The following is a 23,636-nucleotide window of genomic DNA, read 5'->3' on the forward strand; positions in this document are numbered from 1 at the left end:
AGGTCACCGACCCATGGACACACAAGATCAGCACGGCAGACCAGCAGCACCGGACACCGCAGTACCCAAGACAGCAGCACCGCACCGTCCCCGCGGCCGCCTGAGGCTCGTGCTCGCGGGCGGTGCCGCCGCGTTCACTCTGACGGCCGGTCTCGCCACGCCGCTCAATCCGGGCCCGCAGCAGGCGCGGGCCGAGGACGGCGGCAAGAAGGTGCTCACCGTCGCCGTGGCGCAGAGCGTCGACTCGCTCAGTCCGTTTCTCGCCCAGCGGCTGCTCAGCACCAGCCTGCACCGGCTGACGTATGAATACCTGACGAACTACGACGCCGAGAACAACAAGGCGATCGCCGGGTTCGCCACCGACTGGAAGCCGTCGGCCTCCAAGCTGACCTGGACGTACACCATTCGGGACGACTCCAAGTGGTCCGACGGGAAGCGGGCGACCGCCGAGGACGCGGCCTGGACGTTCAACAAGGTGATGTCCAAGGAGGGCACCGCCACCGCGAACTCCAACTTCGTCACCAACTTCAGGAAGGTGACCGCGCCGAGCCCCACGAAGCTGGTCATCGAGCTGAAGAAGCCGCAGGCCACGATGGCCGCGCTCGACGTGCCGATCGTTCCCAAGCACGTCTGGGAGAAGGTCGACGACATCTCGAAGTTCAACAACGACAAGGACTTCCCCGTCGTCGGCAACGGGCCGTTCATCCTGACGGACTACAAGGTCGACCAGTACGTGAAGTTCAAGGCCAACAAGGAGTTCTGGCGGGGCCCCGCGAAATTCGACGAGCTGGTCTTCAAGACCTACAAGGACCAGGACGCGGCCGTCTCCGCCCTCAGGAAGGGTGAGGTGTCCTTCGTCGCCGGGCAGCCCGCGCTCACTCCCGCGCAGGCCGACTCCCTGAAGAACGAAGAGAACATCAAGGTGAACGAAGGGCCCGGGCGGCGCTTCTTCGCCCTCGCCACCAACCCCGGAGCGAAGACGCAGGACGGCAAGAAGTTCGGCGACGGGCATCCGGCGCTCCTCGACAAGAAGGTGCGGCAGGCGCTCTTCCTCTCCGTCGACCGGGAGGCGCTGGTCGACAAGGTCTTCCAGGGACACGCCGTCGAGGGCGCGGGATACATTCCGCCGCGCTTCTCCGACTACGCCTGGAAGCCGTCCGCCGGGCAGGAGATGAAGTACGACCCCAAGCGGGCCGCCGAGCTCCTCGACGAGGCGGGGTACAAGGAGAACAGTGACGGCAAGCGGGTCGGGAAGGACGGGAGGCCGCTGGACTTCCGCATTCTGTGTCATGCCACCGACCCCAATGACAAGGCCGTGGGCAAGTATCTGAAGGAGTGGTGGGGCGACCTCGGGATCGGGCTGAAGGTCAACTGTCTCGACGACGTGTCCGTGCCGTGGTACGCCGGTGAGTACGACCTCGCCTTCGACGGCTGGTCCGTCAACCCCGACCCGGACTTCGTGCTCGGCATCCACACCTGCGCCGCGCTGCCGGAGAAGGCGAAGGAGAGCGCCGCCACCGACAACTTCATCTGCGACAAGAAGTTCGACGACCTGTACGCCAAGCAGCTCGCGGAGTACGACCCCGCCAAGCGCGCCGACATCGTCAAGCAGATGCAGTCGTGGCTCTACGACTCCGGGTACATGAACGTCCTCGCGTATCCGAACGCCGTCGAGGCATACCGCACCGACCAGATCAAGTCCATCACCACCATGCCGAAGGCCGCCGGCAACATCTACGGCCAGGATGGATATTGGAGCTGGTGGTCGGCCGTCCCCGCGGATGGGAAGAGTTCCTCCAAGGACGGCAGCTCGACCGGTGTCATCATCGGTATCGCCGCTGCCGCGGTGGTGCTCGTGGGCGGCGGAGTCCTGTTCGCCCTGCGCCGCCGTTCTACCGCAGAGGACCGCGAGTAACGCATGACCGCTGACAGCAATCCCGCCCTGCTCGACACCGAGGGCCCCCCGGGTCCAGGGGCCGACGGCGACCCGGCATCGGCCGGGCCGGCGTCGGCCCGCGGGCCGCGCGCCCGCAACACCCGCGCCTACCTCCTCTATGTGGCGGGCAAGCTCGGCGGCGCGGTCGTGTCGCTGTTCGCCGTGCTCGTCACCAGCTTCTTCCTGTTCCGGCTGATCCCCGGCGACCCCGTCAAGCAGATGACGGGCGGCAAGCGCGTCTCCGCCGAGCAACTCGCCGCCATGCGCACGGAGTTCGGCCTCGACAAGCCGGTCATGGCCCAGTTCTGGGACTACACCGGCAATGTCCTGAGCGGCGACTTCGGCACGTCGTACCAGTTCCACGCCCCCGTGATGGAGAAGATCACGGAGGCGCTGCCCGCGACGCTGCTCCTCACCGGAACGGCGTACGTCCTCTACACCCTCATCGGCATCTGGCTGGGCACGCGCACCGCCTGGCGCAACGGCGGGCTCGGCGACCGGTTCAACACCGGGCTCGCACTGACGCTGTACTCGGTGCCGTCGTTCTGGCTCGGGCTGCTGCTGATCATCACCTTCGCGGTGGGGATCGGGCCGATTCCCGGGATGTTCCCGACCGGCGGCCTGGAGTCGGGCGGCGAGACCGGGTTCGCGTACGTCATCGACGTCGCGCACCACATGGTGCTCCCCGTGATCACACTGGTCGCCGTCGGGTACGCGCAGACACTGCTCGTCATGCGGTCCTCGCTCCTCGACGAGATGGGCAGCGACTATCTGACGACCGCGCGGGCGAAGGGGCTCCGCGACGATCTCGTACGGCGGCGGCACGCCGTACCGAACGCGATGCTGCCGACCGTCACCCTGATGTTCGTCAACCTCGGCACGGTGGTCGCCGGCGCGATCCTCGTCGAGACGGTCTTCTCCTGGCCGGGGCTCGGCGGACTCTTCTACGCGGCGCTGAGCGTGCCCGACCTGCCGCTGGTGCAGGGGCTGTTCTTCGTCTTCTCGGCCGCGGTGATCCTGATGAACACCCTGGCCGACGTGATCTATCCGCTGCTCGATCCCCGGGTGGGCCGATGACGACCGAATCCGCACCGACCGGCCCGACACCGACACCGACCACCCCGGCGACGGCTCCGAAAAGCGCCCGGTCGCTCGCCTGGACCCGACGCAGGCACTCCGCGGCCCGCTTCTGGCGGGAGTACCGCACGCACAAGGCCGGGCTCTTCGGCCTCGCCGCACTCACCGTGATCGCCCTCGCCGCGGTCTTCGCGCCGCTGCTCGTCGGCTCCGACGCGCAGAGCGTGACCGACGCGCCGGGCGATCCGATGGAGTCACCGAACGGCGCGTACCCGCTGGGGACCGACCAGTTCGGGCGCGACCTGCTGGGCCTGCTGGTGTGGGGCGCGCGCATCTCGCTGTCCGTGGGGCTGCTCGCCGCCGTGCTCTCGGTGGCCATCGGCACGCTGGTGGGGATCACCGCCGGGCACTTCAAGGGCTGGTACGCCACCGTCATCATGCGCGTCACCGACTGGTTCCTGGTGATGCCGACGCTGGTGCTCGCGATCGCCCTCGCCTCCGTGATGTCCCGCTCCATCTGGACGATCATCCTGGCGATCGGCGTGACGACCTGGCCGACCACGGCACGCCTGGTCCGCGCGCAGACGCTGGCGGTCGAGTCCCGCCCGTACATCGAACGCGCCCAGGCACTCGGCGGCGGCCACGGCCACATCATGGCCCGGCACGTGCTGCCCAACGTGATGCCGCTCGTCCTCGCGCAGACCACCCTCGTCATCTCCGGCGCCATCCTCACCGAGGCGACGCTCGCCTTCCTCGGCCTCGGCGACCCGACGAGCGTGTCGTGGGGCGGGCTGCTGCAGGACGCGCGCGAGGCGGGCGCGGTCAGCGCGGGCCACTGGTGGTACCTCGCGCCGCCCGGTCTCGCCATCGCCGTCGTCGCGCTGGCGTTCACCCTGTGCGGCCGCGCCGTGGAATCCGTGCTCAACCCCAGGCTGGGGGCCTCCCGTTGACCGACGTGCAGAAAGACGTACAGAAAGACGTGCAGAGAACCGAGGGGCCCCGCCTCCTCGACGTGCGCGACCTCGAAGTGACGTACGCGAACGGCGCCGCCGCCGTCCGCGGCGTCAACCTCCACGTCGACGCGGGCCAGAAGCTCGGCGTGGCCGGCGAGTCCGGGTGCGGCAAGTCCACGCTCGCGCTCGCCCTGCTGCGGCTGCTGCCCGCCGGCACGAAGGTGTCCGGCGAGATCCTGCTCGACGGTGAGGACGTCCTCACCATGAAGTGGGGGCGGGTCCGCGCGGTGCGCTGGGCCGGCGCCTCGATCGTCTTCCAGGGCGCGATGCACTCGCTGAACGCCGTGCACCGCATCGGCGACCAGATCGCCGAGCCGATCCTGCTGCACAGGAAGGCAACACAGGCGGGCGCGAAGAAGAAGGTGGGCGAGCTCCTCGAACACGTGGGGCTGCCCGCCGCGCGCGCGGACGCGTATCCGCACGAGCTGTCCGGCGGCCAGCGGCAGCGCGTGATGATCGCGATGGCGCTCGCCTGCGACCCCCGGCTGATCATCGCGGACGAGCCGACCACCGCACTGGACGTGATGATCCAGGCTCAGATCCTGCGCCTGATCGAACAGTTGGTGGCCGAGCAGGACCTCGGCCTGATGATGATCAGCCACGACCTGGCGGTGCTCTCCGACACCTGCGACCGGCTCGCCGTGATGTACGCGGGCCGCGTCGTCGAGGAGGGCCCGGCCACACAGGTCTACGAGAACGCGCGGCACCCCTACGGCAAGGCCCTGTCGGCCGCCTTCCCGCGCATCGGCGACGCCGCGTCGCGGTTCGCCCCGCGCGGCCTGCCGGGCGACCCGCCCGACCCGTCGGCGCTCCCCACGGGCTGTACGTTCCACCTGCGGTGCGCGGTCGCCCTCGACTCCTGCGCGACGGAGGACCAGGCACTGCGGGACGCGGGCCCGCACCACCGCGCGGCCTGTGTCCACGCGGGCGCGCCGCTCCCGGCACAGCCCACGTCGGCGCCGGCGACGGCGGAGCGCACGCCGTGACCACCCGCCCCCGTGCCCATGAGCCCTCGGGACCGACAGCCCTCGTGACCAGGAGCAGCACATGACCACCGAAGCCGCAGACCCCCTGCTGTCGGCCGCCGGCCTGCACATCGCCTTCCCCGGCCGCCGCGGCGCGCCGACCGCCCGTGCCGTGGACGGCGTCGACCTCGACATCAAGGGCGGTGAGATCGTCGCGCTGGTCGGCGAGTCGGGGTGCGGCAAGACGACGCTGGCCCGCTCGCTGCTCGGCCTGGTGCCGCCGACCTCCGGCAGGGTGACGTTCGGCGGCAAGCCGCTGGACTACTCGGGCCGCGCGCTCAAGGCGTACCGGAAACGGGTCCAGCTGGTCCTCCAGGATCCCAGCGGCTCGCTCAACCCCCGGCACACGGTGTACGACGCCGTGGCGGAGGGGCTGCGCATCCACGGGTACGGGGGCGACGAGCGTGCCGCGGTCGCCGGTGCCCTCTCACGGGCGGGGCTGCGTCCGCCGGACCGCTTCTTCCTGCGCTATCCGCACGAGCTCTCCGGCGGCCAGCGCCAGCGCGTCGTCATCGCGGGCGCGCTGGTCCTCGAACCCGAACTCATCGTCGCGGACGAGCCGGTGGCGTCCCTCGACGCATCCGTGCGCGGCGAGATCCTGGCGCTGCTGCTCCGGCTGCGGGACGAACTCGGCCTGTCCGCGCTGGTGGTGACGCACGATCTGGGTCTTGCCTGGAACATCGCGGACCGGGTCGCGGTGATGTATCTGGGCCGGATCGTCGAGACCGGCACGGTGGAGGAGGTGCTGACGGCCCCTCAGCACCCTTACACCCAGGCGCTGTTGTCCGTGCTGCCCGAGGCGCCCGGCGATCCGGTGGTCCTCACGGGTGAGCCGCCGGATCCGTCACGGATTCCCGGGGGGTGCCGGTTCCATGCACGGTGCCAAGTGCTTGCCTCCGGCGAGGCGGAGCGGGCGGGCGTCGCCGACCGCTGCCGTGAGGTGGACCTCCCCCTCCTGGCCGGCGGCGGCCAGACGCAGGTGGCCTGCCACTGGGCGGCTGCCGCCGCGAGCTCGGCTTCCCAGGGTCTCGTGCGCCCCTGACAAAGCGCCCGCAGGGCGCTTGTCCAGGGGCGCGGGGAACTGCGCGAGCAACCACGACACACCCGCAGCCGCAAAAGGAGCGCGCCCCCTACGGCGACTAGGCGGACTCGATAAGAGCCCTGCACCGCTTCACGTCATCCGCGATAGCGACAAGCAGCGAGTCGACCGAGTCGAACTTGGCCTGCCCCCGCACGAAGGCCAGGAACTCCACGGCCACGTGCAACCCGTACAGGTCGAGGCCGACGCGATCGATCGCGTACGCCTCGACCGTCCGCTCGGTGCCGTCAAACTGCGGATTCGTGCCCACGGAGATCGCCGCGGGCATGGCCTCGCCCTCGACGTGCAGCCAGCCGGCGTAGACGCCGTCGGCGGGAATGGCGGTGTGGGGCAGCGTCCCCACGTTGGCGGTGGGGAAGCCCAGCTCGCGGCCGCGCTGCGCGCCGCGCACGACGACGCCCTCGACGCGGTGCGGGCGGCCGAGGATCTCCGCGGCCCCCGTCATGTCCCCCTCGGCGATCAGGCGCCGGGTCAGCGTCGAGGAGAACGGCTCGCCGCCACCCGCCTCGCCGCTCACGTACAGGTCGATGACATCGACTTCGTAGTCGTACGTCCGGCCGAGCTCGGCCAGGAAGTCGACGTTGCCCGCGGCCTTGTGGCCGAAGCGGAAGTTGGGGCCCTCGACGACCACGCGCGCGTGCAGCTTGTCGACGAGGACCTTGACCACGAAGTCGGCGGGCGACAGCTTCGAGAACTCGGTGGTGAAGGGGAGGATGAGCAGCGCGTCCACGCCGAGTTCGGCCATCAGCTCGGCGCGCCGGTGGTGCGGGGCGAGCAGCGGCGGGTGGCTGCCGGGGCGCACCACCTCGCTGGGGTGCGGGTCGAAGGTGACGACCACGGCGGGCACGCCGAGCTCACGCGCGTGCTCCACGGCACGCCCGATGATCAGCTGGTGACCGCGGTGCACGCCGTCGTAGGAACCGATGGTGACGACGCTGCGCCCCCAGTCCTGGGGGATGTCCTCCAAGCCACGCCAGCGCTGCACTTCTTTGCTCCTCGCCGAACCCGTATACGTCACGTACATCTGTACGTTCCCATTGCCGATTGCGCAGGTCTAAGACTGCCATGCCGACGGGTCCCGGCTCGCACCGGAGGGAGTGGCGGGGGTCACTCCGTCCGCCGGGCGCCGTCTAGGCGAGGACGCGGACGCCGCCCGTGAGCTTCTCGATCGTGCGGTGGGCGCTCGGGCCGACCAGGGCGGCCCAGTCCTGCGGTGCGGCGTCGAGCCAGCCCGCGACGAGCGCGGCGAAACGAGGTCGGCCGCGAGCCAGTTCGACCAGGTGCCGGTCGAAGCGGGCCGCGCCCTCCGGGGTGCGGACGAGCAGCAGTCCGACGCGCCGCACGAGCTCGCGGGTGCGGTCCTCGCCGCGCTCCCCGGCGCCGCGCGCCACCGACCGCAGGACGCTCTCCAGCACCGCGGCGTCCCGCTCCTGGCTCAGCAGTACGTCGAGCAGCTCGCCCCGCAGGGCGCGCGACGCGGCGGTGCCCGGGGCGGCGAGGACGGGCGCGAGGGCGGCCCGGACCTGCAGGGGCTTGCTGTGCAGCAGCCCGGCGACCAGCGGGAAGAGGACGCCGCGCACGGCCGGGCCGTGTTCGAGGCGCCGGTCGATGTACGCCGCGGCGAGCCCGGCCGCCTCGGGGCGGGTCTCCAGGAGGTCGTGCACGAGGGTGGCGACGCGGCGCGCGAGGGCGGGCGTGGTCACGTCGGCGAGGGCGCACAGGACGTCGTCGGCGGCCGGGCCCTGCGCGTGCAGGCGGGCGCGGAAGGCGTCGAGGACGGGCTCTGGGTGGGTGGGCAGGGTGGTGGCCAGGGCGCTCGCGGGCAGCTGCGGGTCGCCGGCGGCGAAGCGCCGCAGGGCCTGGGGCAGGTACCGGGAGCAGGTCCGCGGGTCGCGGACGAGGAGGGCGAGCGCGGCGCCGTGCAGGGTGTCGTCGGCGGGGCGTGCGAGCAGCGCGGAGGCGGCGTTCCGCAGGAGCTCGCGGTCCGTGTCGGTGGTGGTGTGCGGGGCGGCGCGCGGGCCGTAGGTGGCGGCGGCGACGCGCCGGGCGGGGCGCTCGTCGTGGGCCCAGCGGGCGACCGCGCGGCAGACGGCCGATGGCTCCTCCTCGGCGAGCGCGGCGAGGAGCTCGTCGGCGCGGGGGTGGGCGCGGTCGACCAGGGTCTCCGTGAGGGCGTCGATGGCGCGGTGCCGGTGGGTGTGGAGCAGCGCCTGCGCGGCGGAGGCGACGGTCGCGTCGGGCGTGGCGTCCAGCGGCCGCTCGTCGGCGAACCACTGGGCGAGCTGCGGCTGTACGCCCACGGGGTCGGCGGTGAGCAGTTCGGCGACGGCGTCGAGGCAGCGGTCCGGGGTCCCCGGTGGTCCGTCGTGCACGACGAGCCGCCGCAGCAGCGTGAACCGGTCGGCCTCGCCCAGCGGCAGCCGCAGCCAGAAGGCGGTCCCGAACTCCCCCCGGTCGGCGAGCGGTTCGAGCACCGCGAGGTACGGCGACGCGTCGCGCACCCGCAGCAGCACCTCCCCCAGCAGCCGGCGGGCCCACCACACGGCGTCCTCGGACCCGGCCGCCCCGGACGCGTCGAAGTCCGCCAGCGCGTCCGCCAACTCCACCAGCCGCGAGGCCAGTTCGGCGGCGCCGCGCTGCCGTCCCAGCGAGAGCAGCGCCTGGATCACCGGGCCGATGCGGTGCCGCGGCACCGGCACGGGCGCCGGGCGGTACGGATCGCGCCGCCGCTGTTCCGGAACCGACGGGTTCCGTGCCGCGTCCCGGTGGCGGTGGACCAGTGAGGTCAGCGCCCCGTCGACATCCAGGTGCATCCCCTGGAGCCAGTCGGCGAGCTCCTCGTGCGCGAAGCGGTAGCCCGGTCCGGCCGGCACCAGCAGCCCCTCGGTGAGCACCGCCGACGCCCACCCCGTGCAGGCCCCGCTCCCCCGGCCCGGCAGCGAGCCCCACGGGAACACCGCTTCGAAGGAGGTCCGGTCCAGCTGGCCCTGGCCGGGTCCGAGGCAGCGCCGCGCCGCCTCGTGGACCTGGCCGGAGACCGTTGCCGCGAGGCGGCGCACGGCGTTCCCGCGCAGCCCTTTCGGTGCCGCGAGCCGCACCGCGACCCGCAGGCACACCAGGTCCAGATAGGCGCCGAAGATGTCCTCCCGGTCCGGAGTACCCGGCGGCGGGGCGTCCGGCCGGGCGGCCCGCACCTCGGCGAGCAGCCGCAGCGCCAGCGGGTGCCGCGCGTCGGCGTCGGCCATCGCGCCGTCGGGGATGCCGTACCGCGCCCGGGCCCGGCGGGCCTGCGGCTCCGGCAGATCGCCGAGGTGTACGCAGCCGGAGGGCTCCGCACCGTCGTCCGCCGGGTGCGTCGCCGCGCCGAAGTGCGCACCGGCCTGCTCCCAGTACTCCGCACGGCAGGCGATGACGAGGCGGGCCCCGGTGTCCCGCAGCCACCGGGCCGTGCCGTCGCTCCACTCCGCGAGGCGGTGGGCGAGCACGGGCGGCATCTCCTCGGGGCCGTCGAGCAGCAGGAGCAGCGGCCGTCCCGCGTCCCGCACGAGCCGGGCGACGCGGTGTGCCGAGATGTCCCCGAGGTCCCGGTCCGCGGACTCCTCCTCCGCGGCGGCCGCCAGGATCCGCCCTGCGCGGTCCAGCGCCCGCTCCACCGCGTCGGCGACGGATGTGTCCATGCCGAGCAGGTCGGCGCCGCGCAGCCACAGCGTGGGGGCGGGCTCGGCGCCCCTGGCCCGGCGTGCGGCGAGCGCGGCCAGCTCCGTGGTGCGGCCCGTGCCGGGGTCGCCGACGAGGCCGAGCACCCGTGCGGGTCCCGTGGTGAAGGCGGTGAACTCCCGTGCCGTATCGGGCCGTTCGACCGGTTCGAGGAGGTCGGCGTGCGGGAGAGTGGGGTGCGGAAGCGTGGTGTGCGGGCCGTCGGAGCCCGCCGATGTGGCGGTCAGGTGCAGCGCGCCCGCGAGGTTGAGGTCCTCGCCGTACGCGGGCACGGTCGCGGCGTTGCGCGCGAGGAGCTCGGCGAGCGGTCCGCCGGGGTCGGCGGCCGCCGCGTCCCGCAGCGACACCGCGAAGCCCGCCGGGCGGTGCGTCCAGGCGTCCTGTCCGGGCACGGCGGGGCCGGCGGCCTGGGGCAGCAGGGCCGTCCCGAGAACGGCGAGTACGGCGCCGGATGCGGCGTCCAGGACGGGTCCGCCCGCGGCCCCGCCGCCGAGCCGCAGCGCGTCGGCGCCGTCGGTGCCGATCGCGAGCTCCAGGGCGGCGCCGACCAGGTGGAAGCGGTCCGTCGCCGTGTACGTGACGGCCGAGGTGCCGAGGACGCGTGCCTCGCGCCAGCCGCGCGCGGTGATGCGCACGTACGTCCCGGTCGGCACGGCGGTCCGCGCGGTGACCGGGAGGGGCCGCAGCCCGAGTCCTTCGGTGCGGATGAGCGCGAGGTCGGCTTCGGGCAGCGTCACCACGGCGTCGGCGGGGACCACGCACGTCCGCTCGTCCGGCGTGTGCAGGACGATCCGGGCGAGGCCGTCGACCGCCTCGTGACTGGTGACGACCGTGCCGTGCTCGTCGGCCGCGAATCCCATGCCGCGCGGGCGCCCGGCGAGATCGCACACCCGCACCACGGACCGGTCCGGCGCCGGAGCCGAAAGCCCTCCTCCGCCGCGTCCCGCCATGCTCGAACCTCCCCACCGTGCCCCGTTCTCCCGACCGTAGGTCGGGAGTGATCAGCGGGACAGCAGGCCGCGCGAACGCGCCCCCTTCCGACCCCGCGGTTCACTCCGAGCGCCTGCCCGATGGGGTGAATCGGCGGGTGGCGATGGATACACCTCTAGTGGGGGGAATGGTGGAGCGGCGGACCTGGGTCCGCCGCTCCACAATGCCGTCGGGCGGGCGGGCCACCGGACGAGAAGGCCGTCAGGCGAAGACGGCCAGGCCCTTGGCCTTGCCCCGCGACTCCTCCGCGAGGACCAGGAAGCGGCCCTCCGGGTCGAAGACGGCGACGGCGCCCACACCCGCGTACTCCTCGGGCATGTCGATCCGGACGCCGTTGAGCAGCAGCCGGCCGCGCTTCTCGTCCACGTCCCAGCGGGGGAAGGCCCGCCCCGCGGCCTCGGCCACGGGCATCACGGTGAGCTCCTCCTGGAGCTGGTCGAGGGTCTTGGCCGCGTCCAGCTTGTAGGGGCCGACGCGGGTGCGGCGCAGCGCGGTGAGGTGGCCGCCGACGCCGAGGCCGGCGCCGAGGTCGCGGGCGATCGCCCTGATGTACGTCCCCGAGGAGCAGACGACCGAGACGACCAGGTCGAGGACGGGCGTGCCGTCCTCGGCGACGGCGTCACGGACGTCGTACACCGTGAAGGCGGAGATCGTCACGGGCCTGGCCGGGATCTCGAAGTCCTCGCCCTTGCGGGCGCGGGCGTACGACCGCTTGCCGTCGATCTTGATGGCGCTGACCTTCGACGGCACCTGCATGATGTCACCGGACAGCTTGGCGACGCCCTCGTCGATGGCCTCCCGGGTGATCTTCGAGGCGTCGGCGGACGAGGTGATCTCGCCCTCGGCGTCGTCGGTGATCGTGTTCTGCCCGAGGCGGATGGTGCCCAGATACTCCTTCTCGGTCAGCGCCAGGTGACCGAGGAGCTTGGTGGCGCGCTCCACGCCGAGCACGAGGACACCCGTCGCCATCGGGTCGAGGGTGCCCGCGTGTCCGACGCGGCGGGTTCTGGCGATCCCGCGCATCTTGGCCACCACGTCGTGCGAAGTGAAGCCGGACGGCTTGTCGACGATGACAAGGCCGTCCGGCGTTGTGGTGCTGCTCTTGCTCATGCGCGGGCGTCGCCGTCCGTCTCGTCTGCGGTGCCGTCCGTGTCCTCGTCGGACTCGGGCTTGCGGTACGGGTCGGCCCCGCCGGCGAACTCGGCGCCGGCCGAGACCTCGCGCACCTTCTCGTCGGACATCCGCGCCTTGTCGAGGAGGTCCTCGATGGCCCGCGCGTTGTCCGGCAGGGCGTCGGCGACGAAGGCCAGGGTCGGCGTGAACTTCACGCCGGCGGCCTGTCCGACCGCCGACCGGAGCACGCCCTTGGCGCTCTCCAGGCCCGCGGCGGCCGCCGCACGGTCCTCGTCGTCGCCGTAGACCGTGTAGAAGACCGTGGCCTCCCGCAGGTCACCGGTCACCCGGGTGTCCGTGATCGTCACGTGCGTTCCGAGCCGCGGGTCCTTGATCCCGCGCTGCAGCTTCTGAGCAACCACCTCTCGAATGAGGTCCGCCAGCCTTTTCGCCCGCGCGTTGTCGGCCACTGCTCCGTCTCCCTTATCCCCGGGCATTCCCTGGGCTTGTCTTGCTGTGTTCAATCGTCGTCGCCGTGCAGCCGCCGCCGGACCGACAGCAGCTCCACTTCGGGCCGGGCGGCGACGAGGCGTTCGCACCGGTCCAGTACGTCCGTGAGATGGGCCCAGTCGCCCGCCACCACGGCGAGGCCGATCTCGGCCCGCCGGTGCAGATCCTGACCGCCGACCTCCGCCGCGCTCACCGCGTACTTGCGCTGGAGTTCGGCGACGATCGGACGGACGACGGAGCGTTTCTCCTTCAGCGAATGTACGTCGCCGAGGAGCAGATCGAAGGACAGAGTCCCCACATACATGTGTTGTCCGGATGTCCCGCCGGTACGGGTTCGGCGCCCCGCCAACCGCTTGGCAGGGACACAAGAACCGTACACGGAACGGCCGGGGCCGATCGACGGGATTTACCTCCCCTCGACCGGCCCCGGTTCGAGCTGGCGTGATCAGCCGCGCGGCTTCTCGCGCATCTCGTACGTCGCGATGACGTCGTCGATCTTGATGTCGTTGAAGTTTCCGAGGTTGATACCGCCCTCGAAGCCTTCGCGGATCTCGGTGACGTCGTCCTTGAAGCGGCGCAGACCCTCGATGTTGAGGTTCTCCGCGATGACCTTGCCATCGCGCAGCAGGCGGGCCTTGGTGTTGCGCTTGACCTCGCCGGAACGGATGAGGACACCCGCGATGTTGCCGAGCTTGGACGAGCGGAAGACCTCGCGGATCTCCGCGGTGCCGAGCTCGACCTCCTCGTACTCCGGCTTGAGCATGCCCTTGAGGGCCGCCTCGATCTCCTCGATGGCCTGGTAGATCACCGAGTAGTAGCGGACGTCGACGCCCTCGCGCTCCGCCATCTGCGCGGCACGGCCTGCCGCACGGACGTTGAAGCCGATGACGATGGCGTCGGAGCCCATCGCCAGGTCGATGTCCGACTCGGTGACCGCACCCACACCGCGGTGCAGGACCCGGATGTCGACCTCTTCGCCGACGTCCAGCTGGAGCAGGGAGGACTCAAGAGCCTCGACGGAACCGGAAGCGTCACCCTTGATGATGAGGTTGAGCTGCTGGATCTCGCCGGCCTTGAGCACCTTGTCCAGGTCCTCCAGCGAGACACGGCGCACGCGCTTGGCGAACGCTGCGTTCCGCTCACGGGCGGCACGCTTCTCGGCGATCTGACGGGCCGTACGGTCCTCGTCGACGACCAGGAAGTTGTCGCCGGCGCCCGGGACGTTGGTGAGACCGAGGACGAGGACCGGGGTCGACGGACCCGCCTCTTCCACGTTCTCGCCCTTGTCGTCGAGCATCGCGCGGACTCGGCCGTACGCGTCACCGGCGACCATCGTGTCGCCGACGCGGAGGGTACCGCGCTGGACGAGGACGGTCGCGACGGCGCCGCGGCCCTTGTCGAGGTGGGCCTCGATGGCAATACCCTGCGCGTCCTGCTCCGGGTTGGCCCGCAGGTCGAGCGAGGCGTCCGCGGTCAGGACCACGGCCTCAAGGAGCTGCTCGATGTTGAGGCCCTGGCGCGCGGAGATGTCGACGAACATCGTGTCGCCGCCGTACTCCTCGGCCACCAGACCGAACTCGGTGAGCTGACCGCGCACCTTGGTCGGGTCGGCACCCTCGACGTCGATCTTGTTGACCGCGACCACGATCGGCACGTCGGCCGCCTTGGCGTGGTTCAGCGCCTCGATCGTCTGCGGCATCACACCGTCGTTCGCCGCGACCACGAGGATCGCGATGTCGGTGGACTTCGCACCACGGGCACGCATGGCGGTGAACGCCTCGTGACCGGGGGTGTCGATGAAGGTGATGGCGCGCTCTTCGCCGTTGACCTCGGTCGCGACCTGGTAGGCACCGATGTGCTGGGTGATGCCACCGGCCTCGCCCGCGACGACGTTCGTCTTGCGAATGGCGTCGAGGAGCCGGGTCTTGCCGTGGTCGACGTGACCCATGACGGTCACTACCGGCGGACGGGCGATGAGGGCCTCTTCGCCGCCCTCGTCCTCGCCGAACTCGATGTCGAAGGACTCGAGCAGCTCGCGGTCCTCCTCCTCGGGGCTGACGATCTGAACCGTGTAGTTCATCTCGTCGCCGAGGAGCTGCAGCGTCTCGTCGGAGACGGACTGCGTGGCCGTGACCATCTCGCCGAGGTTCATCATCACCGCGACGAGCGACGCCGGGTTGGCGTTGATCTTCTCGGCGAAGTCGGTGAGGGAGGCACCGCGCGACAGGCGAACGGTCTCGCCGTTGCCGCGAGGCAGCATCACGCCGCCGACCGACGGGGCCTGCATGGCCTCGTACTCCTGGCGCCTCTGCCGCTTCGACTTGCGACCGCGACGCGCGGGACCGCCGGGACGGCCGAAGGCGCCCTGCGTGCCACCGCGGCCACCCGGACCACCGGGACGGCCACCGAAACCGGGACGACCGCCGAAGCCGCCGCCACCACCGGGACGACCGGCACCGCCGCCGCCACCCGGACCACCGGGACGACCGGCGAAACCGCCGCCGCCACCGGGACCGGCCGGACGGCCCGCGAAGCCGCCGCCACCGGGACGACCGCCGCCGCCCGGACGACCGCCGCCGCCGGGACCACGACCGCCGCCGGGGCCACCACCGGGGCGCGGGCCGGCAGCGGGACGCTGCGGCATCATGCCCGGGTTCGGACGGTTACCTGCGGGACCGCCGCCAGGACGGGGCGCCTGCGGACGGGGCATGCCGCCCGGGGTCGGACGGGCGCCGCCCTGACCCTGCGGACGGGGCGCGCCACCGGGGCCGCCCTGGCCGCCCTGCGGACGCGGAGCGCCGCCGGGACCACCCTGGCCACCGGGGCCGCCGGGACGCGGGGCACCGCCCGGACGGGGCGCCTGCGGGCGCGCCATGCCGGTGGAGCCGCCGGAGGTGAAGGGGTTGTTGCCCGGACGCGGACCCGCGGGACGGGCACCGCCGGGACGCGGGGCGCCACCCTGGCCGCCGGGACGCGGGGCGCCCTGACGGTCACCGCGGTCGCCACGCTCATTGCGGTCGCCACGGCCCTGACCCTGACCCTGGCCCTGAGCGGGGGCCGGACGGCCACCGGGCTTCGGGGCACCCGGGCGGGCGGCGGCCGGACGGGGGTTCTGCGGGGCCGCGGGGGCGGCCGGAGCAGCCGGGGCGGCCGGCGGAGCGGTGAACTCCGGGGCGGACGGCGCCGGGGAGGCCGGGGCCGGCTTGGGGGCCGGGGGCTTCGGGCCGGGCGTCGGGCGCGGGCCCGGGGTCGCCGGCGAAGCCGCGGGCTTCTCGGCCGCGGCGGGCTTGGGCGCCGGCGGCTTGGGCGCGGCCGGACCCGGACGGGCGGCCTGCGCGGGAGAGGGGGTCGCCTGGCCCGAGGGGGCCGGCGGCTTGGGGGCGGCCTGCTTGCGCGGCGCGCCGGGCTTGGCGGCGGACTTGCCGTTGCCGCCGCCCTGCTGGAATGCGTCAGTCAGTTTGCGTACTACGGGCGCCTCGATCGTCGAGGACGCCGAACGTACGAATTCACCGAGTTCTGTGAGCTTGGCCATGACGACCTTGCTCTCTACCCCGAACTCCTTGGCGAGTTCGTATACCCGGACCTTAGCCACTTCGCTCCTTTTAGGTCCGGGTTACGCCGGACCGTCGCTACTTCATGGGCGTACTCATCGCGTGCTCATCGAGTGCTCATCGCAATCTCGACCTACTTCCAACTCGCGGAATACCAAGGCCGCACGGGGTTCCGTGCGACCACGTCTTACGGTGTTGCCTGCTGGGCAACCGCCTCGACAGCCCGGCGCAAGGCCTCCGTGTCGAGCGGTCCCTGGGCGCGAAAGGCCCTCGGGAGCGCCCGGCGGCGGACCGCCAGGTCCAGACAGACCAGGGCGGGGTGTACATACGCACCCCGGCCGGGCAGCGTACCGCGAGGATCGGGGACGCAGGCGCCCTCTTTCGCCACGATGCGCAGCAGATCGCTCTTGGCCGCTCGCTCCCGGCACCCCACACAGGTGCGCTCAGGGCATGCGCGGGCATGCGTCCGGCCAGACACGCTTAAGTCTACCTCCCCGCACCGACCTCACCCCTTCGGGGCAAGAATCGAACGGCTACTCGCCACATACTGTCGTGATCGAAGCGGTGGCCGCCCGGAATTTATTCCCGCGACGGCCTCCGCCGCTGGTCCGCTACCGGTCGTCCCGGTCCTGCCGGTCCTGCCGGTCGTGCCGGTCGTCGGGCTGCTCGGTGTCCGGCCTGATGTCGATGCGCCAGCCCGTGAGCCGCGCGGCCAGGCGGGCGTTCTGCCCCTCCTTGCCGATCGCGAGCGACAGCTGGTAGTCCGGCACGGTCACCCGGGCCGAGCGGGCGCCGAGGTCGACGACCTCGACCTTGCTGACGCGGGCCGGGGAGAGCGCGTGGGCGACCATCTCGGCCGGGTCGTCGGACCAGTCGACGATGTCGATCTTCTCGCCGTTGAGCTCGGCCATCACGTTGCGCACGCGGCTGCCCATGGGGCCGATGCAGGCGCCCTTGGCGTTGAGCCCCGAGCGCGTCGAGCGGACCGCGATCTTGGTGCGGTGGCCGGCCTCGCGGGCGATGGCGGTGATCTCGACTGAACCGTCGGCGATCTCCGGCACCTCAAGCGCGAAGAGCTTCTTCACCAGGTTCGGGTGGGTGCGCGACAGCGTCACGGACGGGCCGCGGACGCCCTTGGCGACCCGGACGACGTACGAACGAAGGCGCATCCCGTGCGGGTACTCCTCGCCCGGCACCTGCTCCTGCACCGGCAGGATGGCTTCCAGCTTGCCGATGTCGACGAGCACGTTCTTCGGGTCGCGGCCCTGCTGGACGACGCCGGTGACGATGTCGCCCTCCCGGCCCGCGTACTCACCGAGCGTCACGTCGTCCTGGGCGTCGCGCAGGCGCTGCAGGATGACCTGCTTGGCCGTGGTCGCGGCGATGCGGCCGAAATCGGACGGAGTGTCGTCGAACTCCTTGGGCTCCTGGCCCTCTTCGAGGTCCGCCGGGTCCTCCGTCGCCCACACCGTGACGTGGCCGGTCTCACGGTCCAGCTTCACCCGCGCACGGCGGAAACTGCCTTCGGTGCGGTGGTAGGCGATGAGGAGGGCCGATTCGATCGCCTCGACGAGGAGGTCGAAGGAGATCTCCTTCTCCCTGACCAGACCCCGCAGGGCACTCATGTCGATGTCCACGGCTACGCCTCCTCTTCCTTCTTGTCCTTGCGGTTGAACTCGACCTGCACACGCGCCTTGTCGATCTCGTCGAAGGCGAGGCGGCGCGAGGTGGCCTTGCGGCCCTTCACGCCGGGCACTTCGAGGTCGAGGCCCTCGTCGTCCACGGTGAGGATGCGGGCGGTCAGCTCGCCGCCCTCGGTCAGCTGGAACTTCACCAGGCGGTCCACGGCGCGCACATAGTGACGGTGCTCGGTCAGGGCTCGCTCGGCGCCGGGGGAACCGACCTCCAGGTCGTACTCCCCCTCGCCCATGGCGTCCGTCTCGTCGAGCTTCGCGGAGAGCAGGCGGCTCACTTCCGCGATCTGGTCCAGGTCCACGCCGTCGTCGGAGTCGATGACGACTCTCAGCACCCGCTTGCGTCCGACGGAGGCCACTTCGATCTCTTCGAGATCCAGGTCCTGCGAGGTGACGAGCGGTTCCAGTAGTTGCCGCAGCCTCTCGCTCTGGGTGGTGCTCATCCGGGTGACTCCTCGGCCGCGTGTGCTGTTGTGGGTGCGTTGCAAGTCTGCGTGTCAGGTCAAAGGGTATCCGGTCCCGAGGGGTGTTGCGGCCCACGGACCGCGCGATGCGCCGCTCCGTCCCGAGCCGCTCGCGGGTGCCGGGCCGGTCCGAAGGTACGGTGATCACCGGGCCCACGCCCACCGATCTTCATTTCTTCCTTCTGCTCCGAGGACGTCTGCCGTGCCGTCGTATCGCACCGCCCCGCGGTCCCGCCCTGGCCCGCGCCGAAGGAGTCTGCTCACCGGGGCCGCCGGCGTCGCGTCGGCGGCGCTGCTCGCGGGCTGCTCGGACTCCGGGGACTCCGCCGCCGACGAGCGCACGTCCGCCGCCCGGCGGCTGCGTGCCGCGGCCGCGAAGGACAGCGGGGAGCTCCTCGGGCGGTACGACGCCGTGCTCGCGGCGCATCCCTCGCTCGCCGGGCGGCTCGCGCCGCTGCGGGCCGAGGTGAAACAGCACGCCGACGCCTTCGCGGCCGGCCGGGCCCCCTCCCCCACGGCCTCCGCTGGCGCCACGGCCCCGAAGTCCGTGTCGCCGTCGCCTTCCGCCTCCGCGCGTCCTTCGCCGTCCGTGCCCGCCGACCCCGAGGACGCCGTACGCGCGCTCGCCAAGGCCGAGCGCGAGCTGGCCGACCGCCGGGGCGAGGCACTGCTCGACGCCCCGGCCGAGGAGGGCAGGCTGCTCGCCTCGGTGGCGGCCGCGGGCGCGGCCCACGCATATCTGCTGACCGAGCCGGAGGGCGACAAGTGAGCGACGCGAAGGACCCGAAGGCGGCGTCGAAGGACGAGGAGCTGAAGGCCCTCCAGGCCGCTCTCGGCGCCGAGCACGCGGCGGTGTACGGCTACGGCGTCGTCGGCGGCCGGATCGGCGACGAGCGCAGGCCCGAGGCGCGCACGGCGTACGACGCGCACCGCGCCCGGCGCGACGGGCTGCAGCGCGCGGTGCGCGACCTGGGCGGCGAGCCGCAGTCCGCGGACGCGGCGTACTCACTGCCGTTCCCGGTGCCGGACTCCGCGGCGGCCGCCCGGCTCGCCACGGAGCTTGAGGACCGGGTCGCGGGCGTCTACTCCGATCTCGTACGCGCGTCGACGGGCGCCCGGCGCGGCACCGCGGCCCGCGCGCTGCGGGAGGCGGCGGTCCGTGCGGCACGGTGGCGGGCCGGGAGCGTAGCCTTCCCTGGGCTCGCCGAGCGGTCGACACCGTCGTCCGCACCGGCGACTCCCAAGGCGTAACGCGTTCAGGAAGGGAACAACTCGCGCATGGCTTTCGAACCGCCGCAGCGCCTCGTCACAGCACTCGGCGAGACGGCGCAGGACGGCGACGACTGGCTGGAGAAGCTGCCCGGGGCAGTGGAACAGTCCGTCGCTCTACGCGAGTTGACCGTCGAGCGGACGCACCTTCCCGGTGGCCGCAGCAGCCTCGTGCTGCTGGTGCGGCGGGCCGACGGCACGCCCGCCGTGCTGAAGCTCGTGCCGCCGCGGTCGCGGCCGGAGAGCGAGCGGGCCGCGCTCGCCCACTGGGGCGGACTCGGCGCCGCGCGGCTGCTCGACCCGGAGTTCTCGGACGGGGCGCTGCTCCTGGAGCGGCTGCACCGCGACGTGTCCGTGCGGTCGCTGCCCGAGGCCAAGGCGCTGCTTGAGGCCGCGGGGACGCTGCGCCGGCTGTGGGTGGAGCCGCCCACCGGGCACCGCTTCGAGACGGTCGCCGAGCGGACGGGGCGGCAGGCCGACGCGATGCGCGCCTCCGCGACCGCCGACACGGACGTGGCGCCGCTGGTCGACGCGGCGCTCGCGGCCCGCGACGAGCTGCTCGCCGGGGAGTCCGGGGGCGTCGCGCCGCGGCTGCTGCACGGCACGTTCCGGCAGAGCAAGGTGCTCGCCGGGGACCGGCTGCCGTGGCTGGCGGTGGGGCCCGACCCGGTGGTCGGCGACCCCGCCTTCGACCTCGCGCGCCTGGTCCGTGACCGGGTGGAGGATCTGATCGCCTCGCCGTCGGGCGCGTCCATCACGCGGCGGCGCGTGAAGAAGCTCGCCGAGTCCCTGGAGGTCGACCAGGAGCGGCTGCGGGGCTGGACGCTGTTCCGGGCGGTGGAGTCCGGGGTCCGGGCGCTGCGGGTGGGGCGGCCGCAGGACGCGGAGCTGCTGCTGGAGTTCGCGGGCTGGCTGTAGCGGTACGAGAGAGGGCGCACCCCGTGCGGGGTGCGCCCTCTCTCGTGTGTGCGGGTGCCGTCAGGCGGTGAGGCGGGCGATCGCCTCGTCGACCGTGAGCTCCTCGCGCTCGCCGGTGCGGCGGTCCTTCAGCTCCAGGACACCGTCGGCGGAGCGGCGGCCCGCGACCAGGATCTTCGGCACGCCCATCAGCTCGGAGTCGGTGAACTTCACGCCCGGCGAGACGCCCGGCCGGTCGTCGACGAGGACGCGGACACCGGCCGCGGCCAGCTTGTCGGAGACCTCCAGGGCCAGCTCGGTCTGGAGCGCCTTGCCCGCGGCGACGACGTGGACGTCGGCCGGGGCGATCTCCTCCGGCCAGATCAGACCCTTGTCGTCCGCGTGCTGCTCGGCGAGGGCGGCGACGGCGCGCGAGACGCCGATGCCGTACGAGCCCATGGTCACGCGGACCGGCTTGCCGTTCTGGCCGAGCACGTCGAGCTGGAAGGCGTCGGCGTACTTCCGGCCGAGCTGGAAGATGTGGCCGATCTCGATGGCGCGGTCCAGCTTGAGGCCGGTGCCGCACTTCGGGCACGGGTCGCCCTCCTGGACGACCACGACGTCGACATACGCGTCGACCTCGAAGTCGCGGCCCGCGACGACGTTCTTCGCGTGCACGCCGTCCTTGTTGGCGCCGGTGATCCAGGCGGTGCCGGGGGCGACGCGCGGGTCGGCGATGTACTGGACCTTGTCCAGACCCTGCGGGCCGACGTACCCGCGTACGAGATCGTTCCGCTCCTCGAAGTCCTCCGCCGTCACGAGCTCCACCGCGGCGGGGGCGAAGTGGGCCTCGACCTTGTCCATGTCGACCTCGCGGTCGCCGGGGACGCCGACGGCGACGATCTCGCCGTCGACCTTCACGAGGAGGTTCTTGAGAGTCGCGGAGGCCGGGACGCCGAGGTGCGCGGCGAGCGTCTCGATGGTCGGGGTGTCGGGGGTGGGGATCTCCTCGGCGGCGGGCACGCCGGCCGCGTCGACCGGCTGCAGGGCGAAGGAGACGGCCTCCGTGTTGGCTGCGTAGTCGCAGTTCGGGCAGTCGGCGAAGGTGTCCTCGCCGGCCGCGGCCGGGGCGAGGAACTCCTCGGACTTCGAGCCGCCCATGGCGCCGGCGGTGGCGGCGCAGATGCGGTAGTCCAGGCCGAGGCGCTGGAAGATCTTCTGGTACGCGGCGCGGTGCAGCGCGTACGACTGGGCGAGGCCCTCGTCCTCCAGGTCGAAGGAGTACGAGTCCTTCATCAGGAACTCGCGGCCGCGCAGGATGCCGGCGCGGGGGCGGGCCTCGTCGCGGTACTTGGTCTGGATCTGGTAGAGGATCACGGGCAGGTCCTTGTAGGACGTGCACTGGTCCTTGACCAGGAGGGTGAAGATCTCCTCGTGGGTGGGGCCGAGGAGGTAGTCGCCGCCCTTGCGGTCGTTGAGCCGGAACAGCTCCGCGCCGTACTCCGTCCAGCGGCCCGTCGCCTCGTACGGCTCCTTGGGCAGCAGGGCGGGCAGGGAGACCTCCTGGCCGCCCATGGCGTCCATCTCCTCGCGGACGACGCGCTCGACGTTGGCGAGGACCTTCTTGCCCAGCGGCAGCCAGGACCAGACGCCTGCGGCGGTGCGGCGCACGTAACCGGCGCGGACGAGGAGTTTGTGGCTCAGCACCTCGGCGTCCGCGGGGTCGTCGCGCAGGGTCTTCGCCATCAAACGGGACATGCGCTGGACCTGGGCCATGGTGAACTCCTGCTGCGTAAGGGTGGTGTGCAGGAGGTTAGCCGGGGGCCGGGGGCGGGCGGAAATCGGTTACGGCTCAGACCCGTTTCGGCAGGGGCAGCGGGGCGCCCATCACGGCGTACGGCTTGGGGGCGCTGGGGAACAGGACGCGGCGGGCCAGATCGGTGTAACCGAGGGAGCGGTACAGCCCGCGGGCGGGGCTCTCGACATCGATCGCGGAGAGGATCGAACGCGGCTCCGGGACGCCCTCGGTGATGGTGGTGATGAGCGCGCGCCCGATGCCGCGGTTCTGGTGGCCGGGGTGCACGTGCAGCTCGGTGATGACGAAGGAGTCGTCCAGCCAGTCGTCCAGGTCCTGGCTGCGCAGATACGGCTCGACGACCGTCGACCACCAGTGGCCGCGGCTGTTCGGCATGCCGTAGACGAAGCCGACGAGCCGGTCGTCGGAGGTGGTCGCGCCGAACGCGCGGGCGCGGGGGTACGTGAGGTGCCGCAGGACGATCTGGCGCCGCACGGCCACCTCGTCCTCGCTCAGTCCGAAGGCGTGGGCCTGGACGCTCAGCGCGTCGTCCACGCGCGCGGCGAGGTCGATGGGAGCGATCACGACATCGTCTGTCATGGGGCGACCCTACTTCGCGAGGCTCGCGTTCAGAACAGGACGCTCATGAACGCCCCGACCTCCCGGAAACCCACCCTGCGGTAGGCCGACCTGGCCGCGGTGTTGAAGTCGTTGACGTAGAGGCTGGCGACGGGGGCGACGTCCGCGAGGGCGTAGCGCAGGACGGCCGCCATGCCGGGGGCGGCCAGGCCGCGGCCCCGGTACTCGGGGGCCACCCACACGCCCTGGATCTGGCAGGCCTTCGCCGTGGCGGCGCCGATCTCCGCCTTGAAGACGACCTTGCCGTCCCGGTCGAGACGGGCGAACGAACGGCCCGAGCCGACCAGTTCGGCGACCCGGGCCTGATAGAGGAGACCGCCGTCGCCCGCCATCGGCGACACCCCGACCTCCTCGGTGAACATGGCGATGCACGCCGGCATGATCGTGTCCATCTCGTCCTTCCGGACACGACGGACGTACGGATCGGGGACGACGTCGTCCGGGAGCCGGTCGGTGACCATCAGGGGCTGCTGGGCGCGGACCTCGCGGGCGGGGCCCCAGGACGGCTCCAGGAGCCGCCACAGCTGGGCCGTGGAGGCGGCGGGGCCGACGATGGACGAACAGCGCCGGCCCGCCCTGCGGGCCCGGTCGGCGAAGCCCCGTACGGCTCGGGGGGTCGCGCAGATGGGGACGAGATTGGCCCCCGCATAGCAGAGGGACTCCAGCATGCCGTGCTCGTACCAGCCCCACATCTCGCCGCCGAGACGCCAGGGATCGAGACCCGCCACCTGGACGCGAGCGGTCACGAAGGCGTTCGCGACCGGCTCGCGGTCGAGCACGGCGAGCGCGGCGTCGAGGTCACTCGGTTCGAGGACCCGGGTAGTGGTCTGAGTCAACACGTGCGGGG

At 72.3% G+C, this 23,636-nt stretch carries 20 protein-coding genes; 8 read left to right on the top strand and 12 right to left on the bottom strand.

Annotation, left to right across the window (positions count from 1 at the left end; all coding sequences use genetic code 11):
• The first annotated feature begins 13 nt into the window (after nucleotides 1-13).
• From AB0H82_RS18875 to AB0H82_RS18895, 5 genes are all read left to right on the top strand, one after another.
• Nucleotides 14-1,915 carry an ABC transporter substrate-binding protein gene (locus AB0H82_RS18875; protein WP_362994071.1) on the top strand — a complete coding sequence of 634 codons (1,902 nt, stop codon included), beginning with the start codon at nucleotides 14-16 and terminating at the stop codon, nucleotides 1,913-1,915.
• 3 nt (nucleotides 1,916-1,918) lie between these two features.
• Nucleotides 1,919-3,013, top strand: a complete 1,095-nt coding sequence (locus AB0H82_RS18880) for an ABC transporter permease (RefSeq protein ID WP_362994073.1) — start codon at nucleotides 1,919-1,921, stop codon at nucleotides 3,011-3,013.
• Entirely contained in the window at nucleotides 3,010-3,963 is a 954-nt protein-coding gene (locus AB0H82_RS18885; RefSeq protein ID WP_362994075.1) for an ABC transporter permease, read from the top strand. The genes AB0H82_RS18880 and AB0H82_RS18885 overlap by 4 nt, the downstream gene beginning before the upstream one ends.
• A 29-nt stretch (nucleotides 3,964-3,992) precedes the next feature.
• Complete coding sequence (locus AB0H82_RS18890; protein ID WP_362994077.1) at nucleotides 3,993-5,012, top strand: ABC transporter ATP-binding protein; 1,020 nt, start codon at nucleotides 3,993-3,995, stop codon at nucleotides 5,010-5,012.
• A 61-nt stretch (nucleotides 5,013-5,073) separates the two neighbouring features.
• Nucleotides 5,074-6,093, top strand: coding sequence for an ABC transporter ATP-binding protein (locus AB0H82_RS18895; protein ID WP_362994079.1), 1,020 nt, complete (start codon nucleotides 5,074-5,076; stop codon nucleotides 6,091-6,093).
• A gap of 97 nt (nucleotides 6,094-6,190) precedes the next feature.
• Here the strand turns inward: AB0H82_RS18895 and AB0H82_RS18900 are convergent, their stop codons facing one another.
• From AB0H82_RS18900 to rimP, 9 genes are all read right to left on the bottom strand, one after another.
• Nucleotides 6,191-7,135 (bottom strand): bifunctional riboflavin kinase/FAD synthetase, encoded by a 945-nt coding sequence (locus AB0H82_RS18900; protein WP_362994081.1) that lies wholly within the window; start codon nucleotides 7,133-7,135, stop codon nucleotides 6,191-6,193.
• Nucleotides 7,136-7,280: 145 nt separating this feature from the next.
• A complete protein-coding gene (locus tag AB0H82_RS18905) occupies nucleotides 7,281-10,817 on the bottom strand; it encodes a trypsin-like peptidase domain-containing protein (protein ID WP_362994083.1) in 3,537 nt (1,178 codons plus the stop codon).
• A gap of 241 nt (nucleotides 10,818-11,058) precedes the next feature.
• Nucleotides 11,059-11,967, bottom strand: coding sequence for a tRNA pseudouridine(55) synthase TruB (gene truB / locus AB0H82_RS18910; protein ID WP_362994085.1), 909 nt, complete (start codon nucleotides 11,965-11,967; stop codon nucleotides 11,059-11,061).
• Nucleotides 11,964-12,440, bottom strand: a complete 477-nt coding sequence (rbfA, locus tag AB0H82_RS18915) for a 30S ribosome-binding factor RbfA (protein WP_362994087.1) — start codon at nucleotides 12,438-12,440, stop codon at nucleotides 11,964-11,966. The genes truB and rbfA overlap by 4 nt, the downstream gene beginning before the upstream one ends.
• Nucleotides 12,441-12,490: 50 nt before the next feature.
• Nucleotides 12,491-12,784 carry a DUF503 domain-containing protein gene (locus AB0H82_RS18920; protein WP_362994089.1) on the bottom strand — a complete coding sequence of 98 codons (294 nt, stop codon included), beginning with the start codon at nucleotides 12,782-12,784 and terminating at the stop codon, nucleotides 12,491-12,493.
• A 141-nt stretch (nucleotides 12,785-12,925) separates the two neighbouring features.
• Nucleotides 12,926-16,072 carry a translation initiation factor IF-2 gene (gene infB, locus AB0H82_RS18925; RefSeq protein ID WP_362994091.1) on the bottom strand — a complete coding sequence of 1,049 codons (3,147 nt, stop codon included), beginning with the start codon at nucleotides 16,070-16,072 and terminating at the stop codon, nucleotides 12,926-12,928.
• A 146-nt stretch (nucleotides 16,073-16,218) separates the two neighbouring features.
• On the bottom strand, nucleotides 16,219-16,509 hold the full coding sequence (locus AB0H82_RS18930; protein ID WP_362994093.1) for a DUF448 domain-containing protein: 291 nt from the start codon (nucleotides 16,507-16,509) through the stop codon (nucleotides 16,219-16,221).
• Between the two features lie 133 nt (nucleotides 16,510-16,642).
• Complete coding sequence (nusA, locus tag AB0H82_RS18935) at nucleotides 16,643-17,668, bottom strand: transcription termination factor NusA (protein WP_362994095.1); 1,026 nt, start codon at nucleotides 17,666-17,668, stop codon at nucleotides 16,643-16,645.
• A 2-nt stretch (nucleotides 17,669-17,670) separates the two neighbouring features.
• Nucleotides 17,671-18,168, bottom strand: a complete 498-nt coding sequence (rimP, locus tag AB0H82_RS18940) for a ribosome maturation factor RimP (protein ID WP_362994097.1) — start codon at nucleotides 18,166-18,168, stop codon at nucleotides 17,671-17,673.
• A gap of 223 nt (nucleotides 18,169-18,391) precedes the next feature.
• Between rimP and AB0H82_RS18945 the strand changes: the two genes are divergently transcribed.
• From AB0H82_RS18945 to AB0H82_RS18955, 3 genes are read left to right on the top strand one after another with little or no spacing between them, the layout of a single operon-like run.
• Nucleotides 18,392-18,958 carry a hypothetical protein gene (locus AB0H82_RS18945; RefSeq protein WP_362994099.1) on the top strand — a complete coding sequence of 189 codons (567 nt, stop codon included), beginning with the start codon at nucleotides 18,392-18,394 and terminating at the stop codon, nucleotides 18,956-18,958.
• Complete coding sequence (locus AB0H82_RS18950; RefSeq protein WP_362994101.1) at nucleotides 18,955-19,440, top strand: ferritin-like domain-containing protein; 486 nt, start codon at nucleotides 18,955-18,957, stop codon at nucleotides 19,438-19,440. Before AB0H82_RS18945 ends, AB0H82_RS18950 begins: the two co-directional genes overlap by 4 nt.
• A gap of 27 nt (nucleotides 19,441-19,467) precedes the next feature.
• On the top strand, nucleotides 19,468-20,376 hold the full coding sequence (locus tag AB0H82_RS18955; protein ID WP_362994103.1) for an aminoglycoside phosphotransferase family protein: 909 nt from the start codon (nucleotides 19,468-19,470) through the stop codon (nucleotides 20,374-20,376).
• Nucleotides 20,377-20,436: 60 nt separating this feature from the next.
• Here AB0H82_RS18955 and AB0H82_RS18960 read toward each other — a convergent pair whose 3' ends face one another.
• The 3 genes from AB0H82_RS18960 to AB0H82_RS18970 form a co-directional block, all read right to left on the bottom strand.
• Nucleotides 20,437-22,131, bottom strand: a complete 1,695-nt coding sequence (locus AB0H82_RS18960; RefSeq protein ID WP_362994105.1) for a proline--tRNA ligase — start codon at nucleotides 22,129-22,131, stop codon at nucleotides 20,437-20,439.
• Between the two features lie 76 nt (nucleotides 22,132-22,207).
• Complete coding sequence (locus AB0H82_RS18965) at nucleotides 22,208-22,750, bottom strand: GNAT family N-acetyltransferase (protein WP_362994107.1); 543 nt, start codon at nucleotides 22,748-22,750, stop codon at nucleotides 22,208-22,210.
• Between the two features lie 29 nt (nucleotides 22,751-22,779).
• Nucleotides 22,780-23,628: a GNAT family N-acetyltransferase gene (locus AB0H82_RS18970; RefSeq protein WP_362994109.1), complete on the bottom strand. Its 849-nt coding sequence runs from the start codon at nucleotides 23,626-23,628 to the stop codon at nucleotides 22,780-22,782.
• Nucleotides 23,629-23,636: the final 8 nt, after the last annotated feature.

This window comes from Streptomyces sp. NPDC050732 (genome assembly GCF_040654255.1).
Lineage (GTDB): Bacteria > Actinomycetota > Actinomycetes > Streptomycetales > Streptomycetaceae > Streptomyces.

What these genes read in the sequence shown, in the direction of transcription:
- AB0H82_RS18875 (WP_362994071.1), top strand. Translation starts at nt 14, where the DNA reads ATGGACACACAAGATCAGCACGGCAGACCAGCAGCACCGGACACCGCA.
- AB0H82_RS18880 (WP_362994073.1), top strand. Translation starts at nt 1,919, where the DNA reads ATGACCGCTGACAGCAATCCCGCCCTGCTCGACACCGAGGGCCCCCCG.
- AB0H82_RS18885 (WP_362994075.1), top strand. Translation starts at nt 3,010, where the DNA reads ATGACGACCGAATCCGCACCGACCGGCCCGACACCGACACCGACCACC.
- AB0H82_RS18895 (WP_362994079.1), top strand. Translation starts at nt 5,074, where the DNA reads ATGACCACCGAAGCCGCAGACCCCCTGCTGTCGGCCGCCGGCCTGCAC.
- AB0H82_RS18905 (WP_362994083.1), bottom strand. Translation starts at nt 10,817, where the DNA reads ATGGCGGGACGCGGCGGAGGAGGGCTTTCGGCTCCGGCGCCGGACCGG.
- truB (WP_362994085.1), bottom strand. Translation starts at nt 11,967, where the DNA reads ATGAGCAAGAGCAGCACCACAACGCCGGACGGCCTTGTCATCGTCGAC.
- AB0H82_RS18920 (WP_362994089.1), bottom strand. Translation starts at nt 12,784, where the DNA reads ATGTATGTGGGGACTCTGTCCTTCGATCTGCTCCTCGGCGACGTACAT.
- rimP (WP_362994097.1), bottom strand. Translation starts at nt 18,168, where the DNA reads ATGAGCACCACCCAGAGCGAGAGGCTGCGGCAACTACTGGAACCGCTC.
- AB0H82_RS18955 (WP_362994103.1), top strand. Translation starts at nt 19,468, where the DNA reads ATGGCTTTCGAACCGCCGCAGCGCCTCGTCACAGCACTCGGCGAGACG.
- AB0H82_RS18960 (WP_362994105.1), bottom strand. Translation starts at nt 22,131, where the DNA reads ATGGCCCAGGTCCAGCGCATGTCCCGTTTGATGGCGAAGACCCTGCGC.
- AB0H82_RS18965 (WP_362994107.1), bottom strand. Translation starts at nt 22,750, where the DNA reads ATGACAGACGATGTCGTGATCGCTCCCATCGACCTCGCCGCGCGCGTG.